Genomic DNA, 12406 nt, shown 5'->3' on the forward strand with positions numbered 1-12406 from the left:
TTCCGGATGATCAAACGTCAGCGGCGCGCCCGAGAGCAGGAAGGTCAGCAGCGGCAGGCCGAGGATCAGGCCGGCCACGACCCAGGGGGTCGGGAAGATCTGGCCGGTGGCGTCCTGGCGCTTATGCGCCCAGCGGGTGACGAACCAGCTGGCGACGATACCCACCGCCAGCGCCGCCCAGATCAGGTGGAAGCCGGGTTCGGCCACCGGGGCCGGCATCGACAGGCCGCGGATGTTGAGGAAACTGCCGAGAAACTCGATGCTCTGGCGCGGTTGCGGCAGCGCGCGCAGCACGGCGAAGTACCAGAAGAAGATCTGCAGCAGCAGCGGGATGTTACGGAAGATCTCGATATACAGCGCCGACAGCTTGGCGATCAGCCAGTTGTCGGACAGCCGGGCGACACCGAGGATGAAACCGAGGATGGTCGCGGCGATGATGCCGAGCACGGAGACCAGTATGGTGTTGAGCAGGCCGACGAAGAAGGTGCGACCGTAGCTGGAGGCCTCGGTGTACTCGATCAGTGACAGCGGAATACCGAAGCCCGCTTCCTGCGACAGGAAGGAGAAACCGGTGGTGATACCGCGCTGTTCCAGGTTGTTCAGGGTGTTGTCGATGATGAACCAGGCGAAGGCGCCGAGGGTCAGCACGAGCAGGATCTGGAACACCAGTGCGCGTTTGGCCGGGTCGTTCCAGGGTTTGACCTCCGTCGACGTCAACTCAGGTGCTGGAACCTGAGCGGGAGGTGCACTCTTGATAATGTCAGTGGACATCCGATCACTCTCCGGGCCCGTGGGGGCCAGTTGTGGACAGCACGGAGCGCTCCGAAGAGCGCTCCGATCTACACAGTTTTAGAGCTGATCAGCGAACCGGCGGGGCGTACATGATGCCGCCGTTGTTCCACAGATTGTTCAGACCGCGGGTGATCTTCTGCGGGGAGTCCTTGCCGACGTTACGGTCGAAGGCTTCGCCGTAGTTGCCCACCTGCTTGACGATCTGGTAACCCCAGTCCTCAGCAATACCCAGGCCCTTGGCCAGCCCCTCTTCACCGCCGAGCAGGCGCTTGATGTTGGGGTTGTCGCTGGATTTCATCTCGTCCACGTTGGCCATGGTGATGCCCAGCTCTTCAGCGTTAATCATCGCGTTCAGCGACCACTTGACGACGTTGAACCACTGGTCGTCGCCCTGGCGTACCACCGGACCGAGCGGCTCCTTGGAGATCACCTCAGGCAGTGCGACGACGGAATCGGGGTCGGCCATGCGGGTGCGCAGGCCAAAGGCCTGGGACAGGTCGGTGGTGAAAGCATCACAGCGGCCAGTATCGAACGCAGTTGCGGCCTCTTCGTTGGTATCGAACACGACCGTTTTGTTCTCCAGGCCGTGGGTACGGAAGTAGTCCGCCATGTTCAGCTCGGTGGTGGTACCGGACTGTACGCAGATGGTGGCACCGTCCAGCTCCTTGACGCTGGTCAGGCCCAGATCCTTCTTCACCAGGAAGCCCTGGCCGTCATAGTAGTTGACGCCGGCAAAGTTGATACCGAGCTGACTGTCGCGGGTCAGGGTCCAGGTGGTGACACGGGAGAGCACGTCGATCTCGCCGGAGGCCAGCGCGGTAAAGCGCTCCTTGGCGTTGAGCGGAATGAATTTGACCTTGCTGGCATCGCCCAGCGCGGCCGCGGCTACGGCACGGCAGACATCCACGTCCAGGCCCTGCCAGTTACCCTTCTCGTCAGGCACGGAGAAGCCGGGAACACCCGAGGTCACACCACATTTGACGAAGTCTTTTGACTTCACGCTATCCAGCGTTTCAGCCGACACTGCACCGGATAGCGCCACGGAAATGACGGCCGCAGCGGTAAGAGCTTTTTTATTCACGTTGTAATTCTCCTTAGTACTGACTTTGCACGCTCACACTCTTCGCCCCTCAGCTTGGAGAGGTCAACGAGACTCAATAGAGCAAGCTCAATGCCAATACTTCAGAAGAATTACACCTTATTGATTTTAAATAGGTTTTTATTAAAGTCGCGAAAAGCCAACCTTCTTGAAGGGGTATAACCTAATGCACACCACCACCCCTAAAAAGACTTTTTTCCTTTTTATTTCAATTAGTTAAACAAAAATCCAGCATGTTATAACCATCCACCAGGTTATAGGGGTTCAAGACAGGATCAGCGTTCAACTCTGCAGGCGCTTGAGCCGCTTGCTCAATGCCGGCTGGGATACGCCCAGCAAGCGCGAGGCGATCGACTGATTACCCTCGGCGCGGCGCATCGCTTCCTGCACCAGCAGATCGGTAACCTCATGCAGATTGGGCAGGGGTTCATCGGCCACGAATACGGCACGCTCTTCTGCGATTGTCTCGCCCCCCTCTTCGAGGTGGCTATCGATGGCGCGCTTGAATACGTCCATCGACAGCATGCGCGAACGGTGCACGCTCATGGCGTCATACACCATGGCCCTCAGTTCACGCACATTGCCGGGAAAGCTGTAATTGGAGAGCAGCACCGGAAGCTCGCGCGGCATCGTCGGTTTGGACTTGCCCAGCTCATCGGCCGCTTCGGCGAGGAAGTGTTCGAGCAGCAGTTGAATATCCTGCTTGCGCTGACGTAACGGCGGAATGCGGACCAGATGGGTACGCAGGCGATAGTAGAGGTCCTTGCGGAACTCACCCGAGGCCTGCTTCCTGGCCAGATCCTGATGGGTCGCCACCAGCACCCGCGCCTGAATCCGTTTCGGACGATCGCTGCCCAGCGGATAGTATTCCCCCTCCTGCAGCAGCCGCAGCAGCTTGACCTGCGACGCCATACTCAGGTCACCGATCTCATCAAGAAACAGGGTGCCGCCGGCAGCCCGTTCGATCATCCCGGCACGCTCCTGATTGGCACCGGTAAACGCCCCCCGCTCATGCCCAAACAGGGTGTCGGCAAACATGTTGTCATCAAGCCCGGCGACGTTGACACAGACCAGCGGTCCCGTGCGATCGCTGAGGGTATGGGCGGCGCGGGCGATCAACTCCTTGCCGGTTCCGCTTTCGCCGCAGATCAGGATCGGCTGGCGACTTACCGCCACCGACTCCAGATACTGGAATACCGAGCGCATCCCCTTGTCACCGGTGACGATATGGGCAAACGCCTCGGGCCGTTCCAGCGTGTCGTACAGAAAGCGCTTGCGCAGCTCCTGATTCTCCCGCCGCAGCTCCTGCAGACGGATGGCACGTCGGACCCCGGCGATCAGCCGATCCGGCTCATCGGTTTTGACGAAGTAATCGAATGCACCAAGCTTGATGCAGTTGACCGCGGTCTCGACCTGGTTCAATCCGCTGATCACGATTACCCCCACCTCGGGATGCTCCTCGACGATCTGTGCCAGCAATTTTTCTCCGGACAGATGCGGCATGGTCAGATCCAGGGTCACCAGACCGATATTCTCACGCTCCAGAATCGACATCACCTCGCGGCTGTCCTGGCAGCGCTGAATATTGGTGATGCCGGCATTGCGCTCCAGCGCGATGCTCAAGCTGCGCAAAAAGGAGGCTTCATCGTCCACCAGTAACAGACCGAAGGAGGGGTATACGCCGTTCACCATCAAATTGTCCTGCACTCTCTTATCGTTTTCACTCTGGCTTGCCGCCTAGCTATCAGCCTTGGAGGAAACTGCACCGTTCCCTGCGTGCGCCTTGCTGTCCACCGGCAGAATCATGCGCACCGTGGTGCCCTCGCCTGGTTTGGAGTCAAACACCAGCCGCCCCCGATGTTCACTGACGATACCCGCCGACACCGAGAGTCCCAGCCCGGTGCCGCCGCTCTCCCGCTTGGTGGTGAAAAACGGGTCGGTCAACTGGTTGATCGCATCCGCCTCAATGCCCTGTCCCTGGTCGCGCACCTCCAGGATCACTCTTTGCGTCCCCGCCTCATCGGCATCGTAATAGGTGCGCAGAAAGATCCCCTCGGTGGGCGAACGCAATGCCTGGCAGGCGTTGAGGATCAGATTGATCACCACCTGTTCGATACGCTGGGTGTTGCCCCGGATTGGCGGAAGACCAACTCCCAGGCTCACCTCGAATTGGCAGGTGGCTTTGCGGATCGAGTTATCCACCAGTCGAATCGCCGTATCGACGACGGTATTCAGATCCACAACCTCGCTCAAGTCGGCACTGCCCTGGCGGGCGAAGTCTTTCAGATCGCCGACAATACGCTTGATCCTGCGCGCACCGTCGAGCATCTCATCCATCATCAGCGGTATCTCGTCACGCATCCGCGAATAGGCCAGCCCACCGAGATTGAAATCACCGTGCTCGCGGTAGTGGTTTTCCAGAATGTCGCGGCTATCCAAATAGGCATCACGCAAAACCGGCAGGTTCAGCAACAGCAGGCTGCTCGGGTTGTTGATCTCATGTGCGACCCCCGACACCAGCACCCCGAGCGAGGTCATCTTGTCCGCCTGAATCAGTTGCCGCTGGTGCCGACGCAGATCCTCCGAGCGGCTCTCCACCTCACGCCTGAGCATCCGGTTCCACATCACAATACCGCCCAGAATCAGCAGCAGCGCAACCGATACGCTGGCGCCTATCTGGCCCACCTTTTTCCACGGAAAGCTACCCATATCCTCCAGCGGACCGAGCCACTTGTCATAGATCTGCTGGTGGCGCCCAGTGTTTTTCAGGATGGCGAGCCCTTCGCTGAAGGTGGCCAGCGTATTGGAGTTACCCTTTTTGACCGCATAGCCGTAACGGTTGGCGAAGGGCTTGGCCACCGGCAGGATATTGGTGAGGCCCAACTGACGGCTGAGATAGAGCGAAGGCAGGTTGGCCACCAGGGCGTAATCACCCTGGCCTGAAGCCAGCAGGCGCAAGGCATCGGCGTGGGTATCGACGGTGATCAGATCAGCCCCGACGTTATGCTCGAGCAGGTAGTCGTGCATGATATCGAGATTCTGGACGATCACCTCCTTGCCCTGCAACTCGTCGAGTTCCACCGCCGGCGCGCCTTTGCGGGCAAAAAACGATTGGTGAACGATGGCGTGGGGCGGCGCAAAATCGAACGCCTTGGCACGCTCCTCGGAGTAGGACATCCCCTGCAGGATATCCACCTCGCCCGACTCCAGCTTGCGCCGCATCTCCGCCCACTCGCCAAACTCGAAGCGCACATCGACCCCCATCACCTCGGCAATGGCACGGGTCAGTTCCACGTTGTAACCGGCCGGCTCGCCGTTATCGTCGAGAAACTCGTAAGGGGGATGGTAGTGATCGCCGCCGACGACGATATATTGCCGGGTAATGCCAGCAGTCTCACCACGCGCGGCGAGCACGGGCATGGAGAACAGGCCAAGACAGAACAGGGCCAGGATCGCCTTACATATCGTATTTAAAGTGCGCACGAACAGCATCGCTAGGTTAGTGACGGCTAGGTTAGTGACAGAAAGTTTACTGGAGCACTTGGCACCCATTGCGCTAATAAACGGCCCATTATCCCCGTTTTTTACTCAATATGCTAAACCGTATGTAAGGTGTTCCGAGGGCCTGACAGCCCGCAACTAACACACTGAACGCAGTCAGTTAACTACATTGACAATAGTTAACATGTTATTTATATTTTAGTTAATATATTAATTATATTCGCGTCCGAGGTCTCGCTTCGAACGCCGGCGGAGATTCCCATGTTACAAGCAAGCTACCCCTACTACCTGGCCAACGAAGCGGAAGCCCCCAACCAGGATCTTGCGGTCTACGACAAGTATTCCGGCGAAGTCGCAACCCGCGTCGCGTTGGCCGATGCCGACGCCATCGACCGCGCCATCGCCGCCGCCGATGCGGCCGCCGAGCCGATGCGCAAACTCCCGGCGCACAAACGCCAGTCGATCCTGAACCACTGTGTCACCCGTTTTCAGGAGCGTTTCGAAGAGCTGGCCCAGGCGCTGTGCATCGAGGCCGGCAAGCCGATCAAGGATGCCCGCGGTGAGGTCACCCGGTTGATCGACACCTTCCGTATTGCCGCCGAGGAAGCGGTGCGTATCGGCGGTGAGGTGATCCCGATGGATATCAGCCCCCGCGCCGAAGGCTACACCGGCATGTGGAAGCGGGTGCCGATCGGCCCCTGCTCCTTCATCTCGCCGTTCAACTTCCCGCTCAACCTGGCCGCGCACAAGGTAGCCCCGGCGATCGCCGCCGGCTGCCCGTTCGTACTGAAACCGGCCAGCCTGACGCCGATCGGCGCGCTGATCATCGGCGAGGTGCTGGCCGAAACCGACCTGCCCAAGGGCGCCTTCTCCATCTTGCCCTGCCGTCGCGACGGCGCCGATCTGTTCACCACCGACGAGCGCCTGAAGCTGCTCAGCTTCACCGGCTCGCCCGAGGTGGGCTGGGATCTGAAGGCCCGCGCCGGCAAGAAACCGGTGGTGCTGGAGCTGGGCGGCAACGCGGCCTGTATCGTCGACGAGGGTAGCGACATCGACGACGCGGTGGCGCGCATCGTGTTCGGCGCCTACTACCAGTCGGGCCAGAGCTGCATCAGCGTGCAGCGGATCATGGTGCATGAGAGCCTGTACGATGCCGTGCGCGACAAGCTGACCGCCGCGGTCAAGAATCTGAAGAGCGGCGATCCGAAAGATGAAGAGACCTTTATCGGCCCGATGATCTCCGAGAAGGAAGCCTCCCGCCTGCACGGCTGGGTTGAGGATGCGGTGGCGAAGGGCGCTAACCTGCTCTGCGGCGGCCAGCGTAACGGCGCCATGCTGCAGGCAACGCTGCTGGAGAACGTACCGGCCGACACCGACGTGAACTGCCAAGAGGCGTTCGGCCCGGTGGCGATCCTGTCCCGGTTCAGCGATTTCAACGCGGCACTGAAGGAGGTCAACAACTCCGACTTCGGCCTGCAGGCCGGTATCTTTACCCGCGACATCTACAAGATCCAGAAGGCCTGGGACGAGCTCGAGGTCGGCGGCGTGGTGATCGGCGATGTGCCCTCCTGGCGCGTGGACCATATGCCCTATGGCGGCGTGAAGGACAGTGGCCTGGGTCGTGAGGGTGTGCGCTACGCCATCGAAGACATGACCGAGCTGCGTCTGCTGGTGATCCGCGACCCGAACTGAAGCCGAGAGCGATAATGGCCGCCAGTCCAAGCGTTCGTACCCCGTCGGTCGCACTGCTCACGTTGATCGCCATGGCCAGTCCCTTGGCGCTCAACCTGTTCGTGCCGGCGATGCCGGATGTGGCGCGCGAGCTGCACACCGATGTCAGCGTGATCCAGCTGAGCTTTACCGCCTATCTGTTCACGCTGGCGTTCGGCCAGCTGCTGTCCGGACCGCTGGCCGATCATTACGGTCGCCGGCCGATACTGCTGATCGGCCTGGCCCTGCATACCGCAGGCAGCCTGTTGGCCGCCTTTGCCGGTGATGTCAGCCATCTGATCGCCGGCCGCGTGCTGCAGGCGCTCGGCGGCAGTGCCGCAATGGTGCTGGCACGCACCATCATCCTGGATATCTACGGCCGCGAAGGTGCTGCCGGCCGGATGGGCTATATCGTCATGGCGATCGCCATCGCCCAATCGATAGCTCCAACCCTGGGCGGCTACCTCAACCTCTGGGTGGGGTGGAGCGCGATCTTCTATGTATCGCTCGCCACCGGCGCCGCTGCCTGGCTGATCGCCCTGCTGCAGATGCCGGAAACCTGCCGGGAAAAGAGCGATAGCCTGCGGCTGAAGCCGGTAATACAACGCTACGCCGGTGTGTTCCAGTCCGCCGGTTACATCGGCTACGCGCTGTCGACGACCTTTATCGCGGCGGCGTTCTACATGTTCGTCGGCACTGCGCCCTACATCGTCGACAGCCTGGGCGGCAACTCCGCGCTGTTCGGTACCTGGTTCCTGGCGGTGTCGTTCGCGTTCATGGCCGGCAGCTTCCTCTCCACCCGGCTGGCAAAACGCGCCAGCGTGGATCAGATGGTACTGGCGGGCAACGCTCTGTCGCTACTCGGTGCGCTGCTGCTGGTCGGTTTCGCCCTGGCGGCGACGCTGAGTTATGCCTCGCTGTTCCTGCCGATGGCGCTGGTGACCCTGGGTCGCGGACTGAGCCAACCCAACGCCCAGTCCGCCGCGATCAGTTGTTCACCGACCTCCGCGGCCACGGCGTCTGGACTGATGGGGTTCATACAGCTGCTGACCGGCGCAACGATCGCCCAGTTGATGCCGCTGCTACTCGGCCAGGGGGTCCTGCCGATCATGGTTTGCATCGCGCTGGCACCGGTCTCGGCTCTGGCCGCGCACTACTACGCAATGAAGAAAAACCGCAGCCTGGCCCTGTCATCCTGAACACAGGAACAGGTATCGGGCAACCAGACTTGTAGAGAATAAGAGGTATAGAACATGGGTAAACTGGCCCTCGTCGCGAAGATCACCCACGTCCCCTCCATGTACCTGTCCGAGCTGGACGGGCCGCGGAAAGGGTTCCGTCAGGCAGCCATCGATGGCCATATCGAGATCGGCAAGCGCTGCCGCGAGCTCGGCGTCGACACCATCGTCGTGTTCGATACCCACTGGCTGGTCAACGCCGGGTACCACATCAACTGCGCGCCGCACTGGGCCGGCAACTACACCAGCAACGAGCTGCCCCACTTCATCTCCAACATGGCGTTCGAGTACGACGGCAACCCGGAGCTGGGCCGCATACTGGCAGCCGAGTGCAACGCACAGGGTGTGGACACCCTGGCCCATGACGCCACCACGCTGGACCCGGAGTACGGCACCCTGGTACCCATGCGCTATATGAACGAAGACCGCCACTTCAAGGTGATCTCGGTGTCGGCCATGTGCACCGTGCACTACCTGAACGATTCCGCCCGCCTGGGCTGGGCCATGCGCGAGGCGATCGAGAAGCACTACGACGGCACCGTAGCGTTCTTCGCCAGCGGCTCCCTGTCCCACCGTTTCGCCCAGAACGGCCTGGCACCGGAGTTCGCCACCAGGGTCTGGAGCCCGTTCTTGGAAACTCTGGACCATGAAGTCGTGGAGATGTGGAAGCGCGGCGACTGGCAAACCTTCTGCGAGATGCTGCCGGAGTATGCGGTCAAGGGCCACGGCGAGGGCTTCATGCACGATACCGCAATGATGCTCGGCGCCCTGGGCTGGTCCGACTACGAGGGCCAGGCGGAGGTGCTGACCCCCTACTTCGGCAGCTCCGGCACAGGCCAGATCAACTGCGTGTTCCCGGTCACGCCGCAGGACGGCAGCGCCGTGCCCGGTCCCCAGGCCTCGGTCGAGAGCGGTTTCGCACCGGGCGCCAGTCGGCTCTGATCCGCGTTAACCCTATTATGGGAGACGCACCTGTACGCGTCTCCTCAACAGTTGCATATGGTGTTTTGGCCCGCTCACGCGGGCCTCTTTTTCAGTACCACACTCTGTCATCAGGATACCCCTATGGCCGTTATTGAACGCCCTCACCGACTGATCGTACTACTTGCCGCACTGCAGGCGTTCGGCCCGCTGTCGATCGATATGTACCTGCCGGGTCTGCCGCAGATCGCACAGGAGATGGGCAGCAGCGAAGCCAGCGTGCAGATGACGATCAGCGCCTTTCTGATCGGTCTGTTCATCGGCATGCTGTTTTACGGCCCACTGTCGGACAAATTCGGCCGCCGCGGCTTGCTGCTGGGTGGGATAAGCCTGTACACCCTTGCCAGCCTGGGCTGCGTCTTCGCCACCAGCATCGAACACCTGGTGGCCCTGCGTTTTGCCCAGGCGCTCGGCGGTGCCGCGGCATCGGTGCTCGGGCGCACCATCGTGCGTGATCTGTTCCCGGTCGAGGAGTCTGCGCGGGTGTTGTCGCTGATGCATCTGGTCACGATGATCGCCACGCTGATGGCACCACTGTTCGGCGGTTATATGCTGCTGCTCTCGGGCTGGCGCGCCCTGTTTATCGTACTGATGATCTTTGCCGCAACGACCCTGCTGTTCGTTGCCTGGAAAATACCGGAAACCCACCGCGGCGAATCCAGGAACTCAAGCGTTCTGGCGGTATTCGCCGCCTACTTCCGTATCGCCCGCCATCACCATGCCATCGGTTATATCCTGTGCATGTCGCTGACCTTTGCCGGCATGTTCGCCTTTATAACCGCGTCGCCGTTCGTCTATATCAACTACTTTGGCATCGAGCCCACCCACTACGCCTGGCTGTTCAGTCTCAATATCGGCGGCGTCATTCTGTTCGTGACCCTCAATGCACGTTTCGTCAAACGCGTGGGTACCCAGCCACTGCTGCTGGCGGGGGCCAGTCTGGCGGCAGGTTCCGGCGTCCTGTTGCTACTCTGCGGGCTGACCTCGGTTGGCGGGCTGGTACCGGTGGTGGTCGGCGTATTTGGCTTCGTCGGCGTCACCGGCCTTCTCGGGGCCAACTGCATGGCCAGCCTGCTCGCGCGCTACCCACAGCAGGCCGGGGCCGCCGCCGGACTGGCGGTCTCGGCCCAGTTTGGACTCGGCGCCCTGGCCAGTTCGCTGGCCGGCAGCCTGCATGACGGTACGCCGCTGCCGATGACACTGATCATGGGAGTCTGTGGCGTCGGTTCCCTGGCAGCACTGATGCTGACCAGGCAACGGAACTAAGCGAATACTTATGGATCTCGGCCAAGATTACGGCAGCACACGGGAAGCGCACTGCGTCTTGGCCGGATCCAAAATTCAAATCACTGCTTCAGGGTGGGTAGTCGCTGTTCCGCCCGACGACGAAGCCCTTCGAGCTGCCCCACCAATGAGCCCTCTTTCAACAACGGATGCGGCTCCCCCGGCTTGCGGTTCTGAATAGACTCGACCTGCTCGGTCAAACCAGACGCAAATGAGTGGGTAGGGATGTGCACTCGAACGGGGTTGTCCGTCGACTCCACCATAGCGTCGATACGATTCCCGCTGGCAATATAACTTTCAAGTTGCTTCGTATCATTAACCCCGTTCAGACCTAAACCACCAATGGTGATGGCACGTACCTCCCGATCCCCATCCTTGACGTTGTACACATAGGATGCAGTGCCCCAGGTGTGTCCGGGCGTCTCGTAGACCCTGAACTCGGTATCGCCTACCGTGAAGATGTCACCATCTTTCGCGACCAGATCGTGCTCATCCAGGACCGCTTTTATCTCCTCCATAAAGGGGCTCTTTTTCGAGTTTTCCAGCGCTTCATCCCAACCGGCCTGTGTCATAACGAACGGCGCGTTGGTCAAGGCCTTCAGTCTGTCTGCCCTACCTACATGATCGAAATGGCCGTGCGTCATCAGTACCAGTTTCAGGTCGGCCGGTTCAACACCGACCTTCTTCATATTGCTGATCAAAAGATCGAAGAAGGGACCATATGTTGTATCAATTAATACCGGCCCGTCGCTGGTCTTGATGATCCAGGTATTGACCCAATAGATTCCCACGTTGTAGACGTTATCGAATACTTTAAAAGGTTCTATCCGCTGCGCCTCAACGCTGTTTAACCACTTACCGAAAGCCGGCGGCATCTTGCCGGTTTTTGCAAACTCTCCAAAATTCTGCAGTATGACCGGCGAGGGACACCCCTCTATTGTGTCGGCTGAAGATGGTATACCCCCAGGCACAACCTCACCGGCAGTGGCGGCATTGCCGACGGCATGAACAAAAACACTAAGAGACAACATCAGCGACGGTAAAAGCAGTTTTTTCTTATACATCATTTACCTCCAATAAACGCAAAAAGACCGCCTCGCATATCGGATACGAGGCAACAATAACTCACTGATCAGGAAATGAAGGGGGCCAAACCTCCCGAAGCACAAGGGCTCATGTGAACGCAAATCAGAACTGGATATGCAAACCAATTGCCAGATTATCCGTAAGCGTCGGATCCCCCCCCACGGGTTAGAATAGAGTGCCGAGTCTGTTCCTGGTTCTCCGGGGAGCAAAATGCGAGATACACAAGTCCTTGAGCGGAAGAGATCAGCGGTAGAGTCTGTTCCTTAAGTGAAAAACTGATCGAGTTTGGGGCCTCTGGCAACGACGAGCCAAGCATCTGCAACCTATCGCCCTGGAGGCCCCAGATCTCGGCCCAAGCACCTAATTCATTGCATACTCCAGTCAGTACCGGACCAGCAATACGGCGTAACGCACGGATGAGTTCCGTGGCACCCGGCGTGCCAAGGATATCTTTTACGAACTGATACGTTCCTTGTTCATCTGACCTGATCACCCAACCGGACTCGACCAGGGTACGCAAGACCCGCAGCAACGTTGCCTTGTTGATCTCTGTAGTGCGATGGAGTTCGGAGAGCGTCACCACGCCCCGTTTATGTATCTCCTCGAGTACCGATACACCCTGAGCAAGCGATTCAATGGATTTGGTCATATCCTGCCTCCTACTGATGTTACAGGTCAGGAATAGAGATCGTTGTATTGGGAAAAATTGAGGGGA

At 59.7% G+C, this 12406-nt stretch carries 10 protein-coding genes; 4 read left to right on the plus strand and 6 right to left on the minus strand.

The annotated features are described in order from the left end of the window. The 4 genes from IEX40_RS17985 to IEX40_RS18000 all read right to left on the minus strand — a co-directional run. The coding region (locus tag IEX40_RS17985) for an ABC transporter permease subunit (RefSeq protein WP_188750827.1) at positions 1-771 on the minus strand (771 nt) is incomplete at its 3' end. A gap of 88 nt (positions 772-859) precedes the next feature. Continuing rightward, the gene (locus IEX40_RS17990; protein ID WP_188750829.1) at positions 860-1873 is read right to left on the minus strand and encodes an amino acid ABC transporter substrate-binding protein; all 1014 of its coding nucleotides are present in this window, start codon (positions 1871-1873) and stop codon (positions 860-862) included. Between the two features lie 300 nt (positions 1874-2173). After that, on the minus strand, positions 2174-3583 hold the full coding sequence (locus IEX40_RS17995; RefSeq protein WP_188750831.1) for a sigma-54-dependent transcriptional regulator: 1410 nt from the start codon (positions 3581-3583) through the stop codon (positions 2174-2176). A gap of 45 nt (positions 3584-3628) precedes the next feature. After that, positions 3629-5383, minus strand: coding sequence for a transporter substrate-binding domain-containing protein (locus tag IEX40_RS18000; protein ID WP_188750833.1), 1755 nt, complete (start codon positions 5381-5383; stop codon positions 3629-3631). Positions 5384-5653: 270 nt separating this feature from the next. Between IEX40_RS18000 and IEX40_RS18005 the strand changes: the two genes are divergently transcribed. From IEX40_RS18005 to IEX40_RS18020, 4 genes are all read left to right on the plus strand, one after another. Next, on the plus strand, positions 5654-7084 hold the full coding sequence (locus IEX40_RS18005) for an aldehyde dehydrogenase family protein (protein WP_188750835.1): 1431 nt from the start codon (positions 5654-5656) through the stop codon (positions 7082-7084). Between the two features lie 14 nt (positions 7085-7098). After that, positions 7099-8301, plus strand: a complete 1203-nt coding sequence (locus tag IEX40_RS18010; protein WP_188750837.1) for a multidrug effflux MFS transporter — start codon at positions 7099-7101, stop codon at positions 8299-8301. A 54-nt stretch (positions 8302-8355) separates the two neighbouring features. Next, the gene (hpaD, locus tag IEX40_RS18015; RefSeq protein WP_188750840.1) at positions 8356-9282 is read left to right on the plus strand and encodes a 3,4-dihydroxyphenylacetate 2,3-dioxygenase; all 927 of its coding nucleotides are present in this window, start codon (positions 8356-8358) and stop codon (positions 9280-9282) included. 123 nt (positions 9283-9405) lie between these two features. Continuing rightward, complete coding sequence (locus IEX40_RS18020) at positions 9406-10587, plus strand: Bcr/CflA family multidrug efflux MFS transporter (protein ID WP_188750842.1); 1182 nt, start codon at positions 9406-9408, stop codon at positions 10585-10587. An 80-nt stretch (positions 10588-10667) separates the two neighbouring features. Here the strand turns inward: IEX40_RS18020 and IEX40_RS18025 are convergent, their stop codons facing one another. Both IEX40_RS18025 and IEX40_RS18030 read right to left on the minus strand, forming a co-directional pair. Continuing rightward, complete coding sequence (locus IEX40_RS18025; protein WP_229680827.1) at positions 10668-11672, minus strand: MBL fold metallo-hydrolase; 1005 nt, start codon at positions 11670-11672, stop codon at positions 10668-10670. 152 nt (positions 11673-11824) lie between these two features. Further along, positions 11825-12340 (minus strand): MarR family transcriptional regulator, encoded by a 516-nt coding sequence (locus IEX40_RS18030; RefSeq protein WP_188750843.1) that lies wholly within the window; start codon positions 12338-12340, stop codon positions 11825-11827. Positions 12341-12406: the final 66 nt, after the last annotated feature.

Origin of the sequence: Marinobacterium zhoushanense (assembly GCF_014641945.1) — a bacterium.
GTDB lineage: Bacteria > Pseudomonadota > Gammaproteobacteria > Pseudomonadales > Balneatricaceae > Marinobacterium_D > Marinobacterium_D zhoushanense.

What these genes read in the sequence shown, in the direction of transcription:
- IEX40_RS17995 (WP_188750831.1), bottom strand. Translation starts at nt 3,583, where the DNA reads ATGGTGAACGGCGTATACCCCTCCTTCGGTCTGTTACTGGTGGACGAT.
- IEX40_RS18000 (WP_188750833.1), bottom strand. Translation starts at nt 5,383, where the DNA reads ATGCTGTTCGTGCGCACTTTAAATACGATATGTAAGGCGATCCTGGCC.
- IEX40_RS18005 (WP_188750835.1), top strand. Translation starts at nt 5,654, where the DNA reads ATGTTACAAGCAAGCTACCCCTACTACCTGGCCAACGAAGCGGAAGCC.
- IEX40_RS18010 (WP_188750837.1), top strand. Translation starts at nt 7,099, where the DNA reads ATGGCCGCCAGTCCAAGCGTTCGTACCCCGTCGGTCGCACTGCTCACG.
- hpaD (WP_188750840.1), top strand. Translation starts at nt 8,356, where the DNA reads ATGGGTAAACTGGCCCTCGTCGCGAAGATCACCCACGTCCCCTCCATG.
- IEX40_RS18020 (WP_188750842.1), top strand. Translation starts at nt 9,406, where the DNA reads ATGGCCGTTATTGAACGCCCTCACCGACTGATCGTACTACTTGCCGCA.
- IEX40_RS18025 (WP_229680827.1), bottom strand. Translation starts at nt 11,672, where the DNA reads ATGATGTATAAGAAAAAACTGCTTTTACCGTCGCTGATGTTGTCTCTT.
- IEX40_RS18030 (WP_188750843.1), bottom strand. Translation starts at nt 12,340, where the DNA reads ATGACCAAATCCATTGAATCGCTTGCTCAGGGTGTATCGGTACTCGAG.